Raw genomic sequence first — 22220 nt, 5'->3', positions numbered from 1 at the left:
GCGCATGCTGACCCGTGCCCTGATCGTCGTACTGGCCATCCTCAATCTTGGCGTTGCCTGCTGGTGGCTGCTGCGCGACGAGCCGCAGAAGCCCGCGCCGCCACCGCAACCCACTGGCGTGGCCGAGCTGCTTTGGGTGCCTGGTGGCGCGGACGCGGACGCGGCCGCCGAGGCCACTGCTGCCGCCCCGACCGCGCCGCTGATGGAGCGCGAACCGGCGGAGAAGACCGCTGTGGCGGCGACGCCTGCGCCGGCAGCCCCGCCCAAGCCCGAGATCGCCAAGCCGCAGGTGGCTGAGGCTACGCCGGTTGCTGACGCTGCCAAGCCGGGAACACCGCCTGCACCCGTTCCGGCACCGGAAAAGCCCGTAACCCCGCCCGCGGCCGCTGAGCCGCCGCGCTGCGTCGCGCTGGGCCCGTTCGCCGACCGCGCCGCCGCGAGCAGCGCGCAGGGCAAGGCCGGCACGCTGCTCAGCCAGACGCGCCTGCGCGAACAGCCCGCTGCCAGCGGCAGTGCCCGTTACCGGGTGCTGCTGCCGGCCGCCACCAACCGCGAAGAAGCGCAGGCCACCGTGAAGCGCATCGTCGCCGCCGGCCTGAGCGACTACTACATCATCAGCCAGGGCGAGGAGGCCAACGCCGTGGCGCTGGGCCAGTACCGCAACCGCGAAGGCGCCGAGCGGCGCATGGCGGCGGTGCAGGCCGCCGGCTTCCAGCCGCGCCTTGTCGCCAGCGGCGACGCCGGCCAGTGGTGGCTGGAAGGGCAACTGGCGGCGGGCACGCAGCCGGCCCAGGCCCAGCAGCGCAGCGGGGCGGCACAGAGCCGGTCGCTGGATTGCACGCGGTTGCGCTAGAATCCCCGGACCGCGGCGCTGCCGCCGGTGCGCCACCACGCCGCTTTAGCTCAGTTGGTAGAGCAACTGTCTTGTAAACAGTAGGTCATCCGTTCGATTCGGATAAGCGGCACCATCTTCCGATCCACTAGCATCCGCAAATGTCCGCGGTGCACAATCATCCCGCTGAAATGGCGGGTTTTTTTGTGCTTTTTGTCTCCAGTCGTCCATGAGCATCCGCCCTCTCAGGGGGTGCAATTGGGGGTACAAGGGGGACTAAGCTAGATTGATAGGAGGATGTACCCCCAATGGCTCAGAAGTCGTTGACAGATATGGCTGCGAGGAACGCAAAGGGTAAGGAGAAGCCCTACAAGCTTGCCGTGGGAGCAGGGCTCTACCTGCAGGTCATGCCCAATGGCAATCGCTACTGGCGAATGAAGTACCGCCATGCGGGCAAGGAGAAGTTGCTCTCCATCGGGGTCTACCCAGAGGTGACCTTGAAGGAGGCGTGTGACAAGCGCGATGCGGCGCGGGCGCAGTTGCGAGACGGCAAGGATCCGTCTGAAGAGAAACAGTTGGGAAAGCTGAAGGCCCGGCTGTCCGCAGATGGGCGCTTCGGAGCATTGGCCCTTGAGTGGCTCGAGACAAGAGGGGATCTGGCAGACAGCACGCGGTCCAAAGCCAAGTGGATGCTTGAGACATACGCATTCCCATGGCTAGGTAAGCGCGCAATCGAAGACATCAGCACTGCAGAGGTTCTGTCAGTTCTGCGCCGGCTTGAGGCCCAGGACAAGATTGAGTCGACCCAACGGCTGCGCCAGATCTGCGGCCAAGTATTTCGATACGCAGTGGCCACAGGTCGGCTAGATCGGGACCCTACTGCAGCCCTACGAGGGGCGTTGAAGACCACAAAGAACCGTCACTATGCATCGATCACGGATCCTGCAGAGATTGGGCAGCTACTGCGGGCGATTGACGGATACACGGGCCAGCTCACGACCCTGTGCGCCCTCAAGTTCGCGCCGCTGGTGTTCACCCGTCCAGGTGAACTGAGGAAGGCGGAATGGTCCGAGATCGACTTCGAGGCTGGCCAATGGTGTATCCCAGCAGAAAAGATGAAGATGGGCGTTGCACACATCGTCCCCCTATCAAAGCAGGCCCTGGCGGTTCTCCGTGAGCTCCACCCATTGACCAGTAAGAGCCGTTACATCTTCCCATCAGTGCGTAGCCTGCGCGACCCCATGAGCGAGAACACCGTTAACGCAGCACTGCGAAGGCTGGGCTACGGGACTGACGACATGACGGGTCATGGATTCCGGAGCATGGCATCCACACTCCTGCACGAGATGGGGTGGACCTCGGATGCGATTGAGCGGCAGTTAGCTCATGCGGAGCGTAACCCCATCAAAGCAGCCTACAACCGCGCTGAACATCTTCCGGAGCGGCGCCGGATGATGCAAGCATGGGCCGACTACTTGGACAAGCTAAGGATTGGAACAGGTAAGGCAAAGCTGCTGGCAGTGGTATAAGCACGATAACTAGTAGTTGGTCGCTAACCACCGAGCCCTACGGATCTCTGCCGCCGCTCTCGCGGCGGCTCTACCGGCTACCCAGACCCCGAAGTGCAGGGTTGGCCAGAACCGCAGCATGGAGGTTAGCTCGCCATACTTTTCCGCAGACCAACCGCTTCTCCTTGGGCGACCCGGTCCGCAAGGGGGGGGGCGCTGGCAGAAAGATGATCTCAACCGCTTGGTGACCTAGCAGCCCGGGGACGTGTTCGCCGGTCCGTTGTCCTCTCCGGTCAACCTGGGCAGGGCGCGTGGCCAAGAGTCTGCGGGTCTTTGACTCGTTGACGCCCACCTATCCGGTTCCGATGCTCGGCGGTGTAGCGCTCGATCAAGCTGCGGTCGGATTCTTGACCAACCGCTCCCGCATGCTGCCGGGTCAGGTGGGGAGGAGCCGTTCACGGCCGATGGCGGTACCTTGGGCAAGGCATCAGCGCGGCGGAGCTCATCTGGCGGGTGGTTGCGGTCCACGCGTTCTAAGGAGCAACTTGGCCACGCTCGGCGGGTGCCACTTTCCCTTCGCCAGGCGATTTTGCACGAAGGCACGGTAGGCCACGGGGGAGGGCGGCGATTTACATTGGTGCCGGCGCATGTTGCAGAGCCAGCAGGCAGCAGCGATGATGCCGGCCACGTCCTTGCCGCCATCTAGCTGGGCCACTAGGTGCTCGGCGCTACAACGTCAAGCTGGTGCGGGCACCGAGGCCGGGCATGAGCTACGACTACCTGCTCGATGAAACGCGCCTGTTCCATGATTACAACATGGAGGCGCAGGGCGACATGCTGGCGGACTACTTCCTTGTCACGTTCCGTGGGTCACAGTCGCGCATGAACAACGTGCGGTACCAGACCACGCCCGATACCGCCGCACAGCTGGAGCGGACCCTGGCCAGCTTCCTGGCCAACCGCAGCAGCAAGGACAACCTGCCGAGGACAACCCGATGATGCGAGTGCGACTGCCGGTGACCCTGCTTGGTCTGCTGCTGCAGATGATGGCCAGCTGCACCTCTCCGCCGGCGCGCTACCAGCCGGCCACGGTGCAGGACCGCAGTGGCGTGCCGTGCTTCGGCGTGCCGGACAGCAGCGAGACGCGCGCCCATCCCCCACGCATCACCGGCGTGTCGGTGATGGAGGTCGGCAGCGGAGGCACACCGATCTGGGAGCGTGATTCCCTGCGCGAGGGCGTGGCCGAGCCGGCGCTGCAGCCCGGCAAGCGCTACCAGGTGGAAATGTGGGGGCATGCCGAGGGCCGCGGTGGAAAGGCGCAATCGCGCTGGTTCAATGCGTTCTTCTGCCTGCAGGCAGGTACGGGTACGACCCGTGCAATCGCCGTGGCTCCCGGCGCCGACGGCCGCCCCCATTGGGAGGCATGTGCCGCACGCTAGCCAGGCGCGGCAACAGCGCGACGGCCCGCAACCGATGGCGGCGGGCCGTCTTTCGATCATGCCCGGCGCTGATCGGGATCAGGGCTCGGGCCGGTCACCGGTTTACTTCTTCAGCGCATCCCCGGCGTGCAGCCGGGCGCGCATCTGCTGCTGCACGTCGAAGGAGAAAGCAAGGTGCGCGCCGTGCTGGAACGCACCGATGCCATAGAGGCGCTGGGCATCGCCGCCATCGACGTGTCGTCCCCGTACTGGCGCACGCTGCGCAACCGTCTGGCGGCGCGCCTGCCGCTGCCCGAATACACCGCCGAGCGGCATGCCGCCTGGCTGGCCGGGAGGACGCTGCAATGACGGCCGCCTCTACGCCCGGAACCCCACCGGAACCTCGCCCCCGCCTGCGCGCTCGCATCGTGCCGGCCGTTCTGTCCGCCTGCGGCCTCGCTGCGCTGGCCTGGGCATCCTTCGTGCGGCCTGCGGCGCACGTGGTCTACAACCCGTCGGACAGCGTGCCGGTCGGCTGGTATCGCATCGAGCGGGCCGGCTCGCCGCCACGTCCATTGTCCGTGGGCAGCATCGTGCTGGCCCGGCTTCCGGCAGACGTGGCCGCGCTCGCTGCGCAGCGCGGCTACCCGCCATCCCACATCCCGCTGCTCAAGCGTGTGGGTGCGGTCGCGCCGCAACACGTCTGCATCGTCGCCGGTCAGGTACGTATAGACGGCGTGCCGATGGCCGCCGTGCTGCCTGCCGACCGCCTGGGCCGTCCGCTGCCATCCTGGCCGCATTGCCGGCCGCTGGCCGACGGCGAACTGTTCCTGTTGAGCACGACCAACCCGGCGTCGTTCGACAGCCGCTACTTCGGGCCGATCCAGGCATCCGCCGTGATCGGCGTCGCGCAGCCGCTCTATCTGGAGAAGCAGCCATGACCGTGCATGACTTGCGGCTTCGCTGGCGCGTGGGCCTTCGTCCTTCCCGTGGCATGTCCGGCGCGCTACCGCTTGCCGCTGACCTGCCATCGGGTGTGTCGATGCGCGTGCATTCGCCATGTCGCCATACGTGCAGTGCGAGCGCATCCGCGCCGCACTTCGCACGGCATCCGCTGCTGCACGGCAACGTGCATTTCCCTGTGCAGATCGCTTGTCCCGAACGCGCCCGGCCTACCGCCTGGTGGGCGTTCGCCGGCTGGCTGGCTGCGCCCCGCGCAGCGCCGCCGGGGCATCGCATCCCCGTGCCGTCAGGCTGGGGAAAGATGCAGGGCAAGATAAAAGGTCGCGGCACATGGCCGCTTGAAAACCTTGTCTGCACGTGGGGGGGAGCGCGGCACGCGCCACGGGGCGGCAGCGTGCCGCGAAGGTGCGCAATGCCGCATCGGCATTGGCGAAGTCGCGTGCTTCGTCCGCTGGACTGCGCTGGTCTTGGACGGAGCGACGCCATGAGCCAGCGCGACGATGACCGATTCCACGTCCGGCCTGGCGCTCCGAAACAGCGCGGCGATGCCTTCGTCAACAAGGTGCTGCGGCAGGCCAACAAAGCCGGTACGAAGCTCGGCAAGGTGGCAGGCAACGTCGGCCAGCGACCCGGTTCCCGGCTAGGCCGCGGGCACGTCGCGGCGCGCTTCGCTGGCCGGGGACTTGGGGCCAACGCCCGGCGCGTGACGATCAAGGCGCGACTGGTGAATCTGGCGCAGGCCGGGCCGCGCTCGACCGCCGCGCACCTGCGCTACATCGAGCGCGAAGGCGTCGATCGCCAGGGCGGGCCGGGCCACGCCTACGGGCCGGCGACCGACGACGCCGAGCTCGAAGCGTTCAAGGAGCGCGGCGCTGACGACCGGCACCAGTTCCGTTTCATCGTCTCGCCGGAGGATGCCGAACAACTCGGCGACCTGCGCACTTACACCCGGCACCTGATGGCGCGCATGGAGGCCGACCTCGGCACGCGGCTGGAATGGGTCGCCGGCGATCATTGGAATACCGACAACCCGCACACGCACGTCGTCCTACGCGGCAAGGATGACACCGGCAAAGACCTCATCATTTCCCGCGACTACATCGCCGAGGGGAGGCGCCGGCGTGCGTCGGAACTAGCGACCGAATGGCTGGGGCCGCGCACCGAGCTGGAGATGCAGCGCGCCATGCAGCGCGAAGTCGATCAGGAGCGCTGGACGGGCCTGGATCGCACCTTGCAGCGCGAGGCCGCCGACGATGGCTTGGTGCGCGTCGAACGCTTCGCCGAACCCCGGTTGCAACGCCAGCGGCAAGTGCTGATCGGCCGCCTGCAACACCTACAACGCATGGGATTGGCGTCCGAACCGCAGCCCGGCACGTGGGCCGTCCGTGCCGACGCCGAGCCAACCTTGCGGGCAATGGGCGAGCGCGGCGACATCATCCGCACGATGCAACGGGCGATGAGTGGCAAGCAGCGCGAACTGGCCGTGTTCCAGGCCGGCGAGGGTGGCCGCGCCGTCATCGGTCGCGTCGTCGGCAAGGGGCTGGCCGACGAGCTGTACGACAAGGGCTATCTGATCGTCGATGGCACGGACGGCAAGGCGCACTACGTCACGCTGCCGCCGCGTGCCGAGCTAGAGCAGTACCCGAGCGGGGCCGTGGTGGAGGTGAAAGGCGCGGCCGACGTGCGCGCCGCCGACCGGAACATCGCCGCGCTGGCCGCCTATGGCGTGTACCGCACCGATCATCACCTTGCGCTTGCCCAAGGTCAGGCCATGAACGACCGCGATCCGCGCGAGGTAGTGGCCGCCCATGTACGCCGGCTCGGAGCCCTGCGCCGCGCTGGCATCGTGGAGCGCGAGGCTGAAGGCGTCTGGCGCGTGCCCGCCGACCTGGCCGAGCGAGGCCGCCAGTACGACGCGCAGCGCCTCGGTGGTGGTGTGGCGGTCGAGCTGAAAGCGCACTTGCCGATCGAGCGGCAGGCCCGGGTGATCGGCGCCACCTGGCTCGACCAGCAGTTGGTCGGTGGCTGCAAGGGACTGGGCGACCTGGGTTTTGGGGCCGAGGTCAAGGACGCGCTGCGCCAGCGCGCCGACTTCCTGGCTGAACAAGGACTGGCCGAGCATCGTGGGCAGCGCGTCGTCCTCGCGCGCAACCTGCTGGCGACGCTGCGCGGGCGTGAATTGGCGAAGGCCGCGCTGGAGATCGCCGCCGAAACCGGCCTAGAGCATCGGCCGGTGGCCGACGGGCGGCGCGTGACTGGTATCTACCGGCGTTCCGTCATGCTCGCCAGCGGGCGCTACGCGATGCTCGACGATGGTATGGGGTTCTCGCTGGTGCCGTGGAAGCCGGTGATCGAGCAACGGCTGGGGCGGCAACTGGCCGTGACGGTGCGAGGGGTCTCAACATCGTGGGAGCTGGGGCGACCACGCGGCCCCGCTATTGGCTGATTGAGCGCTATTGCATGGAACGAGAGGCAGCACTTACGTGACGACTGCACTCAGCTATTTTTCTGGAAGGCACGAAGAAAAGTAGTGACGGCATCTTTCGCCCACCGATCCCGCTGGGCAGCGGACGCCGGAGCATCGGGGTGCATTACGCATTGCATCTGCGCTTCACCACGCACCATATTCACGAACAGGGACGCCGCGGAATCGAGTCCAATGCTCCCAAGATCCAGCTCTCCTTTCGAGGAGGCGACTTCCAACGTCTCCGCAACGATGTTGTTTATGGCGGCGGGGCCGGCCAAGTAGAAGCGTCTTCCAAGTTCAGGAAACCTCGGCGCTTCGGCCGCAATCATGCGGTATAGCGCCAACCCGTCACGCGACAGCACAATCTCCAAGTAGGCGAGCGCCATCGCGTTCAGAATATCGGCGAGCCGTTCTTCTGGAAACTTGGGCTTACGAACGGCCCTAAGAAACCGCTCACATTCAGCCTCGACGACGGCCACAAACAAGGCTTCCTTGTTTGGGTAGTGCGAGTACACCGTCGATTTCGATACGCCGGCGGCCTGCTGAATCATGTCGGTCGTCGCAGCGCTAAAGCCGTTTGCCAAGAAGACAGTCCTTGCGCCGGCAAGGACAAGGCGCGCCTTTTCTGATTGCACTGCGCCCCCAGTGGACGAGGGATGCTTGGAAGGCGTGCTCGCCTTCGAGCGCGCTGACGAAGTGGTCATGTGTTCGGTCCACCGCTGCGGAAAGTAAAGCAGCACGATAGCACATAAGCGGTCCAAGACAAACCGATCGGTACTGAACTTTCTTCCAACAACACCTTGACATCATTGGCTTTACCGTTCGACTCTCGCTATTGACTACACCGAACCGCTCGGTTTAGCATGGCGCCGTGCCAAGTTACGGGTGCCCCCATGTCAAGCCCATCACTCCAATATTCATCCTTTGTCGATAAGCCCTCTGCCGCATGGCGTAAGACCGCTGCAGCGGCGATTTGCTGCGCAGTCCTGGCGTCATGTGCCTCCATCCCGGACCTGGGGCCGATGGAAAAGCCCGCATCAATGGAGGGGCTTGCGGCCAACAAGAGCCTTGAGGCGCCTGTCGGTGAATGGCCAACGCAGGCGTGGTGGAAGTCCTTTGGCGATCCACAACTCGACCAATTGATGGACGAAGCGCTGGCTAACTCGCCGTCGATGGCGCAAGCGCAGGCTCGCCTCAATGCCGCTATTGCGCGATCGAAAGGTGCGCGCGCAGCGCTGTTTCCCTCTGTCTCACTCGACGCATCCGCCAGCGAGCAGAAGCTGACGTACAACAGCATCTTCCCAAGGGACGTCGTTCCCAAGGGGTGGAACGACTATGGTGCGGCTTCTCTGAATTTCGGATGGGAACTCGACTTTTGGGGAAAGAACCGCTCCGCACTGGATGCGGCCACATCCGAGGCGCTGGCGGTGCAAGCCGATGCCGCCGCAGCTCGCGTCCTGCTGACGACGGAACTCGCAAGCCGCTATGTCCAACTCAATGGCTTGCATGTACAGCGCGATCTGGCGAGAGATACGCTCAGAAACCGTGAGGACTCCGAGCGCATGGCGATGCGCCGCGTTGAGCAGGGCCTCGATACACAAACAACACTGGAACAGGCACATGCGAGGGCCAAGCTGGCACGGGCTGACTTGGCCGACGTGGAAGAACGGATAGAACTGGCTCGCAATGGGATCGCTGCTCTGCTAGGGCGTGGACCGGATCGTGGTCTGGATATCCACGAGACCCATCTTTCGCCAAGCCTGTCTCTGGCGCTTCCGGAAACACTGAAGAGCGATCTGATCGGGCGCAAACCCGAAATCGTGGCAGCGCGATGGCGCGTGGAGTCGGCCGCCAAGCGTATCGGCGTTGCAAAGGCAAGCTTCTATCCCAGCGTCAATCTGGTCGCCTTGGTTGGCTACGAGTCGCTGGGCCTGAACCGCCTGTTCGATTCGGGTTCCGATGCGGGCCGTGCCGGAGTCGCCATCCATCTGCCCATTTTCGAGGGTGGAAGGCTCCGAGCGAACTACAGCCGAGCTTGGGCCGAATACGAGTTCGCGGTAGCCAGCTACAACGATGCACTGGTCCAAGCATTGAGAGAAACCGCTGACGCAGTGAGGAGCTTGCAAGCGCTTCCGATCCGCCTCGAAGCAACGGAGTCGGCGGTCGTCAGCAGCGACAAAGCCTACCAACTCGCCAAGCGCCGCTACGAGGGCGGCTTATCCAACTATCAAACCGTGCTAACGACGGAGGATGCCGCGCTCAATGCGCGGATGGCCGTCAATGCCCTGTGGGTGCGCGGCCTATCCCTCGATATTGCGCTGACAAAGGCCCTTGGCGGCGGCTTTTCCGATTCCTCAATGAATGAACAGGTGACCCGATGAGTGCTCCGATGCCCCCTGACCCTCAAGATTCTTCCACAACGCCGGAGGCTTCACGAAAGCGGGCGAAGCGCAAACGTCTCGTTTTAATCGCGACGGTTGGTTTGGTCGCCATCGGTGTTCTCTACGGTGCGTGGGCGCTTCTGTTCGCAGGCAAATCCGTCACCACGGATAACGCCTACACGGCAGCGGAAGTGGCCCAAATCACACCACTCGTTGCCGGCCCTGTAAAGGAAGTCAAGGTCAGTGACACGCAGGCCGTAAAGGCTGGCGACGTGTTGGTGATTTTGGACGATACCGACGCCAAGATTGCTGTCGCGCAGGCCGAAGCGGATTTGGCACGTACTCAGCGCCAAGTGCGGCAACTACTGGGAAATGACGAGAGCCTCGCGGGACAAGTGGTCCTGCGTGCTGCGGAGATCGCCACCGCTCGCAGTGACCTGACCCGTGTAACCGCCGCCTATGAAAAAGCGGTCATCGACGAGCGCCGTAGGCAGAACCTGGTTGAAGAAGGCGCTGTCTCGAAAGAAGAGCTGACGAATGCGCAGACGCAGTTGCGCGAGGCGCGCGCTGCGCTGGAGCAGGCTCAAGCCCGAGTTCGCGCGGCCGAGGCCGCAAAGGAAGCTGCAAGCGGCGCCCGGACGGCCAACTCGGCGCTGATCGTAGATAGCACGGTCGATGGCAACCCCGCCGTACTCATGGCGAAGGCGCGGCTTGACCAGGCGCGCGTGAATCTTGAACGGACCGTGTTGCGTGCGCCCTTCGATGGCGTCATCGCGCAGCGTTCGGTGGAGATTGGACAACAGGTTCAGACGGGCGTGCGGCTGATGACCGTGGTGCCGATCGACCGCATCTATGTCGATGCGAACTTCAAGGAAGGCCAGTTGCAGAAGGTCCGTCCCGGGCAGCACGTGGAACTGACCTCGGACCTCTACGGAAGCGATGTCGTTTATACGGGCCGTGTCGAAGGCTTCGCCGGAGGATCAGGGTCTGCCTTCGCAGCGATTCCCGCACAGAACGCCACGGGCAACTGGATCAAGGTGGTCCAGCGCCTGCCCGTCCGGATTTGGATTGATCCCGAGCAGTTGAAGCAGCATCCGCTGCGGGTCGGTCTGTCAATGGAGGCTACCGTCAATCTGCGAGACCACGGTGAGTCCCAGCCGGTTGCGACGAGGTAGTGACATGACTTCCTCGGAACACAAGCCGCTTTCCGGGATGGATCTGGTCATCGCGGCAATCATCCTGTCTCTGGCGAATTTCATGGTGGTGCTCGATACCACCATCGCCAACGTGGCCATGCCCACGATCTCGGGGTCTATGGGGGTCTCGACGAGCCAAGGCACCTGGATCATCACGTCCTATGCTGTTGCCGAGGCCATCACCATCCCCCTGACCGGCTGGCTCGTTCGCCAGGTCGGCGAAGTACGGTTGTTCATGATCTGCGTCGTGGCATTTGTCCTGTTCTCCGTGTGCTGCGGCCTGTCATGGTCTCTGGAAAGCCTCGTCTTCTTTCGCGTGTTGCAGGGGTTGGCCGGCGGACCGCTGATTCCGTTGTCATCGACGTTGATGCTAGCGGTGTTCCCCAAGAACAAATCAAACATCGCGCTCTCATTGTGGGGAATGATGACGGTCGTGGCCCCGATCTTCGGCCCAATCCTGGGCGGGATCATTTCGGATAACTGGCACTGGGGCTGGGTATTTCACATCAACTTCGGGTTCGGCATCTTGGTCATGCTGGGCGCCATGAAAGTGCTTCAGGGCAGGGACGCACCCACGGAGCGTTCCCGCATCGACGGAATCGGTCTGGCGCTTCTGGTGGTTTTTGTCACCAGTTTCCAGATCATGATCGACAAAGGCCGCGAGCTGGATTGGTTCGCTTCGCCGCTAGTGGTCACATGCGCCATCGTTGCGGCCGTTTCGTTGATCTATCTGATTATTTGGGAACTCACCGACTCCGACCCCGTGATCGACCTGAGCGTCTTCCGCTCGCGCAACTGGCTGGTTTCGTCAATCACGCTGAGCCTGATGTTCGGCATCTTCTTCGGCAACATCGTGCTGACGCCTCTGTGGCTCCAGCAACAGATGGGCTACACGGCGACATGGGCCGGCTTCGCTACCGCACCAATGGGCATTCTCGCCGTAGCGACTTCGCCGATTGTCGGTCGTCTCCTGCCGAAAGTTGACCCTCGCTGGATCGTCACTTACGGAATGGGTGTATTGGCCGCTTCGTTCTTCATGCGGGCGCATCTGACATCGCAGGCCGATTTCATGTCGGTGGCTGTTGCGATGTTCGTCCTCGGCGCCGGCATTCCTGCCTGCATGATTACGCTGACCTCCTTGGGAGTGTCTGATCTGCCACCCGAGCGCGTTGCGAATGGAGCTGGTCTGCAAAACTTCCTGCGTGTCCTTTCAATGGCGCTTGGATCGTCCCTGACTCAAACCTATTGGGAGCACATGTCGAAGGCAAGCCGGTCCGAGCTGGTTTCCATCATCGATCCGAATGCAGGGCATGAAATCGCTTCTGCCGCAGTGCGCGCCGGAATACCGCCATCGAGTTCTACAGCATTTTTCTCGCGCCTGGTCGATGGTCAGGCTGTGATGCTGGCTACGAACGATTTTTATGCGCTGGCTACCGTGCTGATGATCCTCTCGATCGGTGCTATCTGGTTGGTCAAGCGGCCGAAGGGGCCACTCCAGAAAGTCACGGGGCATTGATCTAAGGAGCGTGAATACTGCCGACGGGGTGTGACATGCAATTGATGTATGCAAGAGAAAGCAACGCCGATGTGCCACATGGTCTCATTCATCTGATGAGTCGGACCAACATGGCGATTTGGCAGCTCATCACTCAGAGAACGTCTTTGCTGGGCGGCCTTACAGGCATGCAGGCGAGCGTGCTGCTGCTGTTGGCGTGCCGCCAGAGCATGACCTCCGTTGATCTTGTGCGTGAGTACAAGCTCTACCCGAGTGGTATTACGCGACTGATAGACCGTCTGGTTAGTCGAGGGTTGGTTCATCGTTTTTAACCACAGCCCGATGTTCCACTTGAACATCCTGCCAAGGACATCACTGCAACCGCCAGGAGGCTAGTTCGGATCATCTCGACGTCCATTTCTTGAAAAGATCCAGAGGCTATCGGCATTCATTAGGCACATGTCGCAAGAACGAAAGAAGGAAAGAAGTCCCTTGCCACCACGGATTCCTCCTCATTAAAGAACATCGCTGCCGTCGCATTTTGAGTGATCGCAGGTAATGCAGTCATGTGCCAGTTGCCCTCCAGCCCTTGTGTGGGGAGGTCTAATGGCATCCGTTCTTCTGCTCATTAGAGAAGAGTCGCATGCTTGAGCTATTCACAATATCGTCGACGCTTTGCTTCATTATTTCCGCAGATCCCGCAAGCCTCAACGCAATCCAGGGCGCTATTCGACCTGCGCTGGAGGACGGAGACTCGTAGATGAACTGGAGGCAATGCGGCAGAATGCATGCCCTTCGGAGCACTTGGGACTTACTCAGTCAGCTCTGAAGGTAGCGCGCGACGACGGTAGTCATCTCCGTCTTCGGTTGTGCCTCGTCGCTGAAGTGAAAGCTGCGCCGTCTCGGCCGCTTTCTATGCGCATTGCGAGTTGTGAGGCGGCGGAGTTCCCTTTCCGTCGGACTCGGACTCGGACTCGGACTCAGATTCGCATCGCGCCCAGTCCACGCCTAGCTGCCTCACCTCATTGCTCCAAGCCCGGTATTGGTCCAGCGGCAACGGGCCCTCCAGGTCACGCCTGATACGCTCCAGATATTTTTTCCTCCTGGCCATCACTTCTCGATACAGCAGCTCCGCTTCCTCCGACCGGGCGGTGAGGTGGTTTTCGTCATACAGCGACGAAGCGCGCCGACGCTCTAGCAGCAGGGCAACCCGGTCAGGGGGCGCTGACGCTTCGTGTGGCTGCCCAACACAAGTACGGCCATTGCTGCTTGGAGCTCATGGCCGCAGGCGCGGAACCTGGGCGGCTCGACAAAGCCAATCGTAAGCCAGGGGACGTGCATCGGGTGAGCGCGAAGAATAAGGTAGCAGAGGCTTCCATAAAAAGTGGTGTCAAAGAAATCGCTCGAGGGCCTGTTCGCCAGGCAAGGCTGACCTGATTTGGCAGCAGGTCTTCCAAATAATTGGATCCAAAGAAACTTCGAACCTGTACTACCACGTTGAGAACGCGACCGAGAGTTCTCGCGGATAGGGCTCCGCTGGCAGCCCCGGGAAAGGTACACGTAATGACGAACAGCAAGATCGAGTTGATCTACTGCGTGATGGTAGTCGCCACAGCAGTACTGGCGGGGGTGGTGAAGTGCACCGCGCCAACCAACTGCATCAACTGCAGCTTCATGGACCCCTGATCCCAACCAACGAGGGAACGACCGCACAAGGCCCGGACTAACCGGGCCTTGTGCCTTTCTGCTGTCGACTACAAAGGAAATGAAGATGGTGAACTCATTAGAAGATCTGGCCCAAAGCGTACGAGGCCTCTGGATGGCGCTCCTGGGTTGGTGTCCTGGCCGTTGCAACACCGCGAGGACCTCCTACTCAGGAGGTGAAAGTGGAAGAGTGATGCTACGGCGTGAGCCTCGGGCCAGGAGCGACACTCTTGCGGGGAATGTTGCAGGGCGCAATGCAGGAGGTCGATGATGATGCAATCACACGTTCAGGTAGATCCTCTAGACCGTAGCCAGTGCGCTGCGATGGAGGCGGCTTCGCAGCTTAGGGACGATCGGGCAATCGCTCGAGCGATGCGCATATTGTTGCGTAGAGCCTGCAGGCCGGGGCAAGCCATGAGTGATGTCGCCACCTGTGGCGCATTCTTTCGGCTCAGATTGGCTCATGAGAAGCGTGAGCACTTTGAGGTGGCGTTTCTTGACGCTCAACACCGGCTTCTGGCGGTGGAACGGCTATTCTCAGGAACGATCGACGGTGCCAACGTGTATCCGCGGATCGTGCTTCAACGAGCATTGGCTCTCAACTCAGGGGCCGTGATCCTGGCCCACAACCATCCGAGTGGGAGCTCAGACCCTTCTGCAGCGGATAGAGCTATTACGACACGCCTTAAGGAAGCTCTCAGCTTGGTCGACGTAAGGCTGCTGGACCACTTTGTGGTAACAGCGGATCAGGCACTGTCGATGGCTGCGCGGGGAATGATCTAGAAGGCGTCATGTAGCGCACGGCGAATTTGGGCCGATTCTATTCAGAGCGCTCGTCGTCTGATGCCTTGTGCACCAAGGACTTAAGAAAGCTCAGCGCTTCCTGCTGTGACTCCAGCGGCAACTTTACAAAAGTAAGGATGGCCTCGGCCAAGGCATCGTTGTCTGAATACAAGTAGGCCAGTGGCAAACCTAACTCCTTGGCGAGGCGTTGGGCAGTCTCACTGTCAGGATCATGGACGCCGCGTTCGTAGCGATTGATGCGTGTTGCTGCCACGTCGATCTCCAAGCCGATCCTGATGCCCAATTGCTGCTGGGTAAGCCCCGTAGCCTTGCGCGCAGCCTGCAATCTCTTTCCGAATCGCTGGCGTGTGCTGGGCTGGGGTAGTTGGGAAGGCATGACGAGCTGGCTGTCGGGACCCGACGAAGATGCCAGCAACGCTGCACGAATGCAGTTACGATAAACGTAATGTACTCGGATGTGAAGGGAGGCCGGATCTAGCGAGGGTTGGAGACTGGCGAGCAAGACCAAGGGAACTTGGGGTCGTTCAGGTTGAACGGCCACCAACCTCCGCAACTGAAGCGGAGGCACACGAGCGTCGCTCATGCAGCGCTCTCAAATTCAATTAACAAGGAGCAATACATCATGGGAGTCATCCTCTACAACGTTCTGATGACCTTCTTCCTGGTCCCTTTGACGATCAGGGCATACCTGAGCCTTAAGAAAGATAAGCTCCCGCTACCACACTTCCAGAACAACGTGGTGGTCAACCGGGTCAAGCTACGGAAGGCAATCGGGATCTGGTCGCCGATTCTCTTCTGGGCCTTCCACGTCGGCTGGCTGGTGTTCAACTGGTCCATCGACGCATGGATCGGTGTCCTGGCGACGAGTGCCTACATGGTCTCCAGCGCCATGCTCTCCAGCCAGATCAAGGCCAAGCAGATCGGGGTCATCCCCGAACGAGCCGCTAGTGGCAACGACGCGGCCTGATGGGCTTTGAACGGCCAGATGTTGGCTGGCCTCTTCGTATGTATGGAACAGAAATGAAAAAAAACGATAGATGAGCAGCGAGCGGCCTGGGCCAAGGACCGAGCTTCGGAATTGTGGGCTCGGGCTAGTGCGCTGGACGCAAATCCAAGTGGCAGTTGGCGGGATCGAACCCGTCGGCGACAGGTAGCCGATAGGCTGATCACAGAGGCGGTCTACTACGAGCGGCTTGCGTCTCAGCTTGATGAGCTGATGATCAGTGACGATTGGCTGCCGTTCTAGCTCCTGGCTTGACGCGCGAGAGAGACTGGCAGGGGGCGTGGCGCCCCCTGCCAGGACTCGAGCCCGCTTTTTCTTTGCTCCGTGTGCCGAGTAGCCAATGGCTGCCTGCTTCGTATGCTTTGGGGCTCAAGGCCGACAAGTCTGGTGTTGTCGTCTCTTCGTGGTGGAGTAGAGCGCGAACTTAACGATCCCGCATTCAGACCCTCGCGCGACAGCTCTGCCCCGCTGGTAGCTCAGGCCGGAGCGGACAACCTTCGCGAGTGGACGCCCTTGATTGGGCGAGGGTGAGACCGAAAGCCAGTTGCTCTGACTTCACGGCGAGATCGTCTCGCCGGCAGTGGTCTGACGACCTTAAAGAGGTCTGAGGCGCTACTCGCTCGTGCCGGAACGGAGCCAGAACCAAAACCTTGAATTTTTGGACGTTCCCTTCGTGAGCGGCAATGGATCAAATGTATCTCGACAGGCGCACGGCCTGTCGGGAATCCGGCCGGACTCCTTCCCATCTACACACGAAGGTTTCCAACATGAACACGATCCAGTTGCGTTCGGCGCAGATGACGAACTGTAGCGCCCCTATGGCCGCCGATGCTGTACTCGCCTGCATGCCCGAAGGTCTGCGGGACCGCCCAGCCCTGAGCTTCAAGGAATTGCTCCGGGTGATCCCGGTCGGCCGGAGCAAGGCCTACGTACTGATGAAGGAGGATCCGTCCTTCCCCAAAGGCGTTCCTCTGTATGACGGAGAAAATTCACCCAAGTTCTATTGGACCCACGAGGCTATCGCGTGGTTGCAGGGTCGCGCAGCCAAATCTGGCGCCAGCAAGGGAGGGCTGTGAGCATGAATAACCTCTCTGACGCACTGGCCGGCACCCACACTCCCCTCGATCGGCTTCAGCGTGCCCTGGCTCAAGACTTGAGCTTGGGCAAGAGCAAGCTGGAAATGGACTTCCGGGAAGCCTACCCGGTGCTGGAGCAGCACCTGATTCAGCGTATGCGCAAGCGTCTGGCGATGGAGCGCTTCAATGCTGCTTACGGCTACAAGCTGAATCAGGCCCAGTTCCGCAAGCTGTTGAACGCGGAGCGGGAGCGCCGGAAGGAGGCGGGCGATGTCGTTGTCTGCACTGGCTGCGGGCGGTCCTTCCATGAGACGGCGACGACCGAGCAGGGAGAGGCTGAATGACTACCCCCTTCGGACGTATCGCGTCCCGATACCCCCTGAACGCCTTCCTGGTGGTGGCGCGTGACGCGGGTAACGAGATATCCCGTAATGTTCAGGCGCCCGAGGCGTTGATCGGCATGAGCTTGATCCATGCCATCTCCATGGCCTGTCAGGGGCTGATCGATGTCAAGCTGCCCACGGGCCAAGTCAGGCCCGTGTCTCAGAACCTGCTGATCATCGCCGAATCAGGTGAGCGCAAATCGACGGTGTCCTCACTGCTGTTCGCTCCCTTTCGTGAAGCTGACACGGAGGCAGTGGCGTCCCACAAGGAGAAGAAGGAGGCGTATCAGGCCGAGTTGGGCGCTTGGGAGGTGAAGAACAAAGGCCTGCGTAGCGCGGTGGCACGAGCGATCAGTCGTGGCCAGGACAGCGACGAACTGGAAGCCCGACTGTTGGAGCACGGTCGGTGCAAGCCGACCGAGCCCCGACTGCGCTACTTCATGCGGCAGGAAATCACCGGCAAAGCAATCACCGAAGCTCTGGTGGGTGACGGGGAGTCGATTGCGATCAGCACCGACGAGGGTCATGTCCTGTTTCGAAGCGAGGCAATGTTGCATTTGGGACTCTTGAACCGGCTGTGGGACTCGCCCGGCGTGCTCATGCGCGATCGCGCCGACGAGAATCTGTTGGCCATGAATCCGCGCGTGTCGGTCAGCATCATGACCCAGCACGAACCGCTCAAGGCATTCCTGGACCGAAAGGGATCGGTTGCAAAGGGGAGCGGCCACTGGGCGCGCTACCTGGTGGGCTGGCCGCAATCCAACATGGGCTTCCGCACGGTCAGCGGCGTCGAGCCGATCTGGGAACATCTGCCGGTGTTCCAGCAGCGGATCCGGGTGTTGCTGGATCGGTACCGCACGCAGATCGAATCGGGATCGATCGAACGCGAACTGATCGAATTCAGTTTGGATGCGAAGAGTCGTTGGGTGGAACTGGCGCAGGAGACTGAGCGCCTGCTACGTCAAGGCGAGTACCTGAGCGACATCAACGATTTTGCGGCCAAGGTGATGGAGATCCTGGCGCGGCTGGCGGCGGCGATGCACTACTTTGCGGAGGAAGCTGGCCCGATCTCGGTTGACACCATCAATCGCGCATTCGAGATCGTGAAATGGCATGAGAGCGAGTACAAGTACCTGTTTTCGCCGGAAAACGCGGCACCCCAGGACTTGGTCGATGCCCGCGCCGTCGCTCACTACCTCAAGGCGCGGGTCTGGCGCGGTATTTATTCTGATACCTGGGTTCCGCGGAATGATGTTCTGCGTAATGGACCTGTACGAAAGCGGGACCGCCTCATGTCCGCCTTGGAACTGCTGCAGATGCGTGGGGCTATCACCGTTGGGATGGGTCCCAGGGATCGAAAGTGCTACCTGCAGTTGATGAACAACTTCTTCAACCAGCATCAGATGTCGCTGTAGGATGAACCAGAGGCCGGGGGAGCTGGGGCACTCGCCCCGCCCCCCCGGCGACGATAAGGGTCTCGTCCCTCACTAGAGTTAGGTCAGGACCTAAGCGATTCTGCGATTTTGTCGCAGAATCGCTACTGTTCAACGGCGGCGGGCAGGGCATCGGCACCGTGACCAGCGCGATAGGCCGCATACTGGGCCTTCTCCCCTTCGCCCAACTCCTTGACCATCAGGGGGCCCAGGTGGCGCTCTGCTTGCCGGTCGAGCCCCCGGGCCCGGAGGCTGCGATGGTCCACTCTTGTAGTGTGCCCGCACTCAGCTAGCATCTCATTCTGGGTGTCGGCTACCAGCTTGCGCTTGGCCGTAACCTCCTGCCTCAGCTCGATGGGACTTTTGCCCCCGCTGTCCTTCCTGCAGCCGCCTTCATCCGGATTCACACGGTTGTAGCGCGAGAAGGTCCGATCTGGGGAGCGTTCGACTCCATCCGGAATGCGGTCCGAACACATCAGATGCACATGCGGATTCTCGATACCACCGAGTGCACCCTCTGGCGCATGGATAGCGTACTGGTACGGTTTCGTTCCAGCCAGCCGCTGAGCCAGACGTTCCGCCAGCTCGATCAGTTCCGAGCGAGTCAGTTCGCTGGGTAGCGCAATTTCATGCTCGCGATAGGCCGCACCGTTGGCGCGCTCATGGCGATCGGCCATGCTCCAGAATGCATTGGGGTCGCCCCCGGCCCACGTCGGGAGGTTGCCGTGACTGGCGTAGACCAGGTCCTCTCGTGCGCTGTGAGCACCCTGTCGCTGGATGTAGCTGCTGTGCCTGCGAGCGGTACCCTTCTTGCCGCTTTTGATGCTGTAGTGGAAGCTTGCCATCTGTGTATCACCCTTTCTCTGAGCGTAAATGAAAAGGCCGACAAGATTGCTCTTGTCGGCCGGAATGGAGCGCGATAGCCCGTTAGCGAATTCGGTGTGATAGAGAAACGGTAAGTGCGCGTGTAAAGTCCCCTTGCACTAGTTCCTCAGATCTAACGATTGGTCGCTGGGACGTTATCTGTTGCAAATCCTGTCTGACGCTTGATGATGGAATTTTCTTGTCTCCATATACATAGATCTCAGTATGTAGAAATTTATATCCCACTCGATAGGTGATTTATCACGTAGTCCTTGGCGATGTTGACGCAGTAGAAGTTCAGTCCTGCCAAGGCCATCGATATAGCCACAACGTCGTTAAGATTAAGCGCGGATTGATAGGCTCGAAGTACTGCTGATTGGTACTGCATCCATGCGTGATAGCTCTCTGTCGTGCCATTGAATGCTGCCTGATACTCGTAGAACCTGTTGAGGTAGATCTGCATAACACCTTGATGCTGATGCGGGTCTTGAGGATCCAATCCTTTATCGAACAAGCGCTGCGGGCTCTTTCCTTGATCAGTCTGGCCGTGCCAGTACGGCTTGTACTCTTGGCCTTCCGCCTGCTGATAACGGAACGAGGCCAGAGCAGCTACCACGTCGTACACCGTCAACACGGTTGCGCTCGGATCAGTGCAGTCAAATGAGCGATAGGCGTAGGAAACAAGCAGCCTCTTGGCTCGATCCTCATGCCCTTTGAGCTGCTTGATAGTCGTAGGAATGCCAGTTGCCTTGCCAACAAGTTCACACAGCTCATCCGGCCACCCGGACAGCAGGTGGTGGAATGTGTTCACGGAGAAGATACGCTTGGATGGGCCGTGATGCCATGGAGCGTCCTTGGCAGCTAGACGACAGAAATGCTCGGCGTCATCCTGGATGTCGACGATATCGAGTTGGATACGGGTTTCTTCGAGATGCTTCGGGTAATGCTGAATGAAGTGGCGGAACGGCAGAGTCTGGAGATAGGTATACATCGCCTCACTAGCTCGAGGACTGAGATCGTCGGTCCGTTCCACGCGCAGTTGGTCCATCTCCTTGGCGGCATGGCAAAACGCGCGCGCAAGTACCGCGTCGTTTGTACCAAGGCCATCCCGAAAGATCGTGGAGACTTCATCGTTCGTACGCTCGGCATGCAGAAGCAGCTTCTCTGCCACGGAGTGGGCTTCTCGGTCTCCCAGGAGCTTTGAGAGCATCTGAACGCGCACCGGATCGATATCCAGTGCGAGTGTCTCGATCAGGCCTTTGATAAGTGTGTCCGCATCCTTGTCACGTGGAACAGTGGTGACGGTGCTGAACTCCATCGTGGCTTCTTCAACCGTCGCTGGCGGCGTCAGGAGGCGGAAGACATTCCTGTTGCTATTCAGATCGGTAAGGAAGAGGAGTCTGACGGTCTTGAGAAGGGACACCGGAAGCGGGCTGTCGCTCTCAGTTACTTCAATGCCGATCGACCTCTTTAGGAAGTCCAGCGTCCTCTTGAGGGTCCTTGCCGTAAATGGCTCTCCATTGAACTTCTGCACCTCTGCCTCTAGGTGCTTGATGAGTTCGCTCAGGAGGGCAGTTTCGATTGGGGCTTTGGCTTCGAATTCAAAGCGATTGTTCGTAGCTTGTGCTGATTGGGTCGATTGTGTTGCCATTTGGGATGATCCGGAGTGATCGTGGAGACTCTGCTTTGGGAGCCGCTTTAGCTTCGCATGGCCGGCTGCTCGATTCCACACTATGAGAAAGTCAGATTCCTTGCACTCAGGCAACATGGCTTTCAATACTTCATGCAGCCGAAATACTCCTTGCAGTGTATGGAGAATGGCCCTATGGCTGGACTATGAAGCCGCAGAAGATTTGCGTCATCGCGCTCACGTTCGCCGCTGTTGACGCGGCGAACGCCCATTCCGGTCAACACGGACAACTTCGTGCGGGCCGAGAGCGATGTCTACATGGGCAACGTCGTCGCCGACGGCGGCTTCGGCGGCTTCGGCGGCTTCGAGCATTCATATCGCTTCCCTGCACGGGACAAACAGCTGATCATTACGATGTTATCTGCTTGCTTAGTGAGCAGACGTTGCTTAAACGGTTCTATCGCGCCCCTGTTGTTTTGCCCTGGACAGCGCTTCATCTATACCTGCCGGATTGCCGCATGAGTATCTCCTTCCCAGGCCTGGTAGTGCCTGACACCAGCAGAAACGGTGATCGCATAGGGGAAGGAGAGCCGGTGGGAGCGTACTGTCTCTCGAAGCCTCTCAGCGACCTGTATCGCGTCTTCTGCCCCGACCCATGGCAGAATCATCAAGAGTTCCTCTCCACCAACCCTGCAAAGCACGTCGCTCGGTCGGGCACATCGTTGCATGCAGTCGGCGACAGCCTCAATCGCCCTATCTCCTGCGGAATGGCCGTAACGGTCATTTACATTTTTAAAATGATCAAGATCGAAGGCGATTGAGGAGGGGGCAGGTGCGGTGGAGCGGCGGAAGGGCTTCGCCTGATCCGTGATGCAATGGACAGGTGCTAGCCAAGAAGTCCGCGCAACGGTTCGGGGAATCGGTGCAGGCTGACCTTTTGCTGATCTCAATACCAGTCCGCTCCCATTAGCTCGCAGAGGACGGCCTCGGTCTTTTCCTGAGCATCCTGATGCGAATCCACCGGCACATCCAAACCAGTTTGGCTCGGACCGTAGACCACGTG

Annotated in this window: 22 protein-coding genes, 1 tRNA gene and 1 pseudogene; 19 read left to right on the top strand and 5 right to left on the bottom strand. The window is 61.0% G+C overall.

Annotated elements, in window-relative coordinates; translation table 11 throughout:
- Positions 1-4: 4 nt before the first annotated feature.
- The 8 genes and pseudogenes from A9K58_RS13015 (at position 5) to A9K58_RS12980 (ending at position 7167) form a co-directional block, all read left to right on the top strand.
- Entirely contained in the window at positions 5-853 is an 849-nt protein-coding gene (locus tag A9K58_RS13015) for an SPOR domain-containing protein (RefSeq protein ID WP_065199721.1), read from the top strand.
- A gap of 39 nt (positions 854-892) precedes the next feature.
- Positions 893-968, top strand: a tRNA-Thr gene (locus A9K58_RS13010).
- A 172-nt stretch (positions 969-1140) separates the two neighbouring features.
- On the top strand, positions 1141-2361 hold the full coding sequence (locus A9K58_RS13005; RefSeq protein ID WP_065199720.1) for a tyrosine-type recombinase/integrase: 1221 nt from the start codon (positions 1141-1143) through the stop codon (positions 2359-2361).
- A gap of 744 nt (positions 2362-3105) precedes the next feature.
- The gene (locus tag A9K58_RS13000) at positions 3106-3339 is read left to right on the top strand and encodes a hypothetical protein (RefSeq protein ID WP_065199719.1); all 234 of its coding nucleotides are present in this window, start codon (positions 3106-3108) and stop codon (positions 3337-3339) included.
- The gene (locus tag A9K58_RS12995; protein WP_155760490.1) at positions 3339-3779 is read left to right on the top strand and encodes a hypothetical protein; all 441 of its coding nucleotides are present in this window, start codon (positions 3339-3341) and stop codon (positions 3777-3779) included. The genes A9K58_RS13000 and A9K58_RS12995 overlap by 1 nt, the downstream gene beginning before the upstream one ends.
- 108 nt (positions 3780-3887) lie before the next feature.
- Positions 3888-4127: pseudogene (locus tag A9K58_RS12990) on the top strand (DUF2840 domain-containing protein); the annotation flags it as partial.
- Entirely contained in the window at positions 4124-4699 is a 576-nt protein-coding gene (locus A9K58_RS12985) for a S26 family signal peptidase (protein ID WP_065199717.1), read from the top strand. The pseudogene A9K58_RS12990 and the gene A9K58_RS12985, both read left to right, overlap by 4 nt.
- A gap of 506 nt (positions 4700-5205) precedes the next feature.
- Positions 5206-7167 (top strand): relaxase/mobilization nuclease and DUF3363 domain-containing protein, encoded by a 1962-nt coding sequence (locus A9K58_RS12980; RefSeq protein WP_065199716.1) that lies wholly within the window; start codon positions 5206-5208, stop codon positions 7165-7167.
- 50 nt (positions 7168-7217) lie between these two features.
- Here A9K58_RS12980 and A9K58_RS12975 read toward each other — a convergent pair whose 3' ends face one another.
- Positions 7218-7892, bottom strand: a complete 675-nt coding sequence (locus A9K58_RS12975) for a TetR/AcrR family transcriptional regulator (protein WP_065179631.1) — start codon at positions 7890-7892, stop codon at positions 7218-7220.
- Positions 7893-8051: 159 nt separating this feature from the next.
- On the opposite strand from A9K58_RS12975, the gene A9K58_RS12970 reads away from it, so the two are divergent.
- From A9K58_RS12970 to A9K58_RS12950, 6 genes are all read left to right on the top strand, one after another.
- The gene (locus A9K58_RS12970; protein WP_331250483.1) at positions 8052-9569 is read left to right on the top strand and encodes an efflux transporter outer membrane subunit; all 1518 of its coding nucleotides are present in this window, start codon (positions 8052-8054) and stop codon (positions 9567-9569) included.
- Positions 9566-10744 (top strand): HlyD family efflux transporter periplasmic adaptor subunit, encoded by a 1179-nt coding sequence (locus A9K58_RS12965; protein ID WP_065199714.1) that lies wholly within the window; start codon positions 9566-9568, stop codon positions 10742-10744. The genes A9K58_RS12970 and A9K58_RS12965 overlap by 4 nt, the downstream gene beginning before the upstream one ends.
- Before the next feature lie 4 nt (positions 10745-10748).
- Positions 10749-12281, top strand: coding sequence for a DHA2 family efflux MFS transporter permease subunit (locus tag A9K58_RS12960; protein WP_065179634.1), 1533 nt, complete (start codon positions 10749-10751; stop codon positions 12279-12281).
- Between the two features lie 35 nt (positions 12282-12316).
- Positions 12317-12592, top strand: a complete 276-nt coding sequence (locus A9K58_RS12955) for a MarR family transcriptional regulator (protein WP_065199713.1) — start codon at positions 12317-12319, stop codon at positions 12590-12592.
- Between the two features lie 1231 nt (positions 12593-13823).
- Positions 13824-13946, top strand: a complete 123-nt coding sequence (locus A9K58_RS20085) for a hypothetical protein (protein ID WP_269194773.1) — start codon at positions 13824-13826, stop codon at positions 13944-13946.
- Between the two features lie 285 nt (positions 13947-14231).
- Positions 14232-14747 (top strand): JAB domain-containing protein, encoded by a 516-nt coding sequence (locus A9K58_RS12950; RefSeq protein ID WP_407070828.1) that lies wholly within the window; start codon positions 14232-14234, stop codon positions 14745-14747.
- 37 nt (positions 14748-14784) lie between these two features.
- Here A9K58_RS12950 and A9K58_RS12945 read toward each other — a convergent pair whose 3' ends face one another.
- Complete coding sequence (locus A9K58_RS12945; protein ID WP_065185609.1) at positions 14785-15144, bottom strand: helix-turn-helix domain-containing protein; 360 nt, start codon at positions 15142-15144, stop codon at positions 14785-14787.
- A gap of 246 nt (positions 15145-15390) precedes the next feature.
- Between A9K58_RS12945 and A9K58_RS12940 the strand changes: the two genes are divergently transcribed.
- The 4 genes from A9K58_RS12940 (at position 15391) to A9K58_RS12925 (ending at position 18645) form a co-directional block, all read left to right on the top strand.
- Positions 15391-15735: a hypothetical protein gene (locus tag A9K58_RS12940; RefSeq protein WP_065185610.1), complete on the top strand. Its 345-nt coding sequence runs from the start codon at positions 15391-15393 to the stop codon at positions 15733-15735.
- 803 nt (positions 15736-16538) lie between these two features.
- Positions 16539-16847: a hypothetical protein gene (locus A9K58_RS12935; protein WP_155760253.1), complete on the top strand. Its 309-nt coding sequence runs from the start codon at positions 16539-16541 to the stop codon at positions 16845-16847.
- Between the two features lie 2 nt (positions 16848-16849).
- Positions 16850-17191, top strand: a complete 342-nt coding sequence (locus A9K58_RS12930) for a hypothetical protein (RefSeq protein WP_065185612.1) — start codon at positions 16850-16852, stop codon at positions 17189-17191.
- Positions 17188-18645 (top strand): YfjI family protein, encoded by a 1458-nt coding sequence (locus tag A9K58_RS12925; protein ID WP_081284054.1) that lies wholly within the window; start codon positions 17188-17190, stop codon positions 18643-18645. The genes A9K58_RS12930 and A9K58_RS12925 overlap by 4 nt, the downstream gene beginning before the upstream one ends.
- 122 nt (positions 18646-18767) lie before the next feature.
- Here A9K58_RS12925 and A9K58_RS12920 read toward each other — a convergent pair whose 3' ends face one another.
- Both A9K58_RS12920 and A9K58_RS12915 read right to left on the bottom strand, forming a co-directional pair.
- The gene (locus tag A9K58_RS12920) at positions 18768-19508 is read right to left on the bottom strand and encodes a MobA/MobL family protein (protein WP_065199712.1); all 741 of its coding nucleotides are present in this window, start codon (positions 19506-19508) and stop codon (positions 18768-18770) included.
- A 254-nt stretch (positions 19509-19762) separates the two neighbouring features.
- Positions 19763-21178 carry a hypothetical protein gene (locus tag A9K58_RS12915; protein WP_065199711.1) on the bottom strand — a complete coding sequence of 472 codons (1416 nt, stop codon included), beginning with the start codon at positions 21176-21178 and terminating at the stop codon, positions 19763-19765.
- A 297-nt stretch (positions 21179-21475) separates the two neighbouring features.
- Here A9K58_RS12915 and A9K58_RS19535 point away from each other — a divergent pair, with 297 nt between their 5' ends.
- Positions 21476-21679 (top strand): hypothetical protein, encoded by a 204-nt coding sequence (locus tag A9K58_RS19535; RefSeq protein WP_196769195.1) that lies wholly within the window; start codon positions 21476-21478, stop codon positions 21677-21679.
- Here the strand turns inward: A9K58_RS19535 and A9K58_RS20220 are convergent.
- Positions 21655-22107: a GGDEF domain-containing protein gene (locus A9K58_RS20220; RefSeq protein WP_196769194.1), complete on the bottom strand. Its 453-nt coding sequence runs from the start codon at positions 22105-22107 to the stop codon at positions 21655-21657. The two genes, A9K58_RS19535 and A9K58_RS20220, sit on opposite strands and share 25 nt — an antisense overlap.
- Positions 22108-22220 lie beyond the last annotated feature (113 nt).

Origin of the sequence: Stenotrophomonas maltophilia, assembly GCF_001676385.1 — a bacterium.
Lineage (GTDB): Bacteria > Pseudomonadota > Gammaproteobacteria > Xanthomonadales > Xanthomonadaceae > Stenotrophomonas > Stenotrophomonas maltophilia_J.
The sequence above is the reverse complement of the archived record's forward strand: the minus strand, read 5'-3'. Positions and strand labels throughout refer to the sequence as shown.